This window comes from Neisseria sp. P0021.S007, from assembly GCF_051956855.1.
Genome location: NZ_JBQCXA010001637.1, coordinates 1 through 452 on the forward strand (window position 1 = coordinate 1; position 452 = coordinate 452).

Genomic DNA, 452 nt, shown 5'->3' on the forward strand with positions numbered 1-452 from the left:
TGTTTGTACGATTTGAGGCGTTCGGTTAATTCGGAAGAGCGGGCAAGCAGTGTCAGGGCATCTGCATCGAGCAATAAAGGCTGGCCGTGGTGTGTAGACAGGATTTGGTGCAGCAGCTGCTCTGATAATCCGTCCAAACCAAAGCCGCAGCCGATTACGCGTGCGCTGACATCGTTGCGCTCCATCAGTTGGGTTGCAGTGGCGAGCATAATTTCAGGGCGTTCGGGAATGATGGCAAAAGGCAGCGTGGCTTGGTTGAAGCCCGCCCAAACTTTGCCGCACCCTTGATACATCGCGGCTGTGGCTGCCAAAACGACCGCGCCGCTCATTCCCGTTGCGCCGCCGATAATGGCAAGCGTGCCGTATGTGCCTTTGTGTGATTCTTGGGCGCGGGGGCGGAATACGTCGGGAAATGCTAAGGCCGTCTGAAAAGCTTGAAGCGATTCGGGAAG

General features: G+C 56.4%; 1 protein-coding gene. It reads right to left on the bottom strand.

Going from position 1 to position 452, the window contains the following annotated elements; all coding sequences use genetic code 11:
* A partial coding sequence (locus ACTHUR_RS20665; RefSeq protein ID WP_440400667.1) for an NAD(P)H-hydrate dehydratase occupies positions 1–452 on the bottom strand: 452 nt, incomplete at both ends.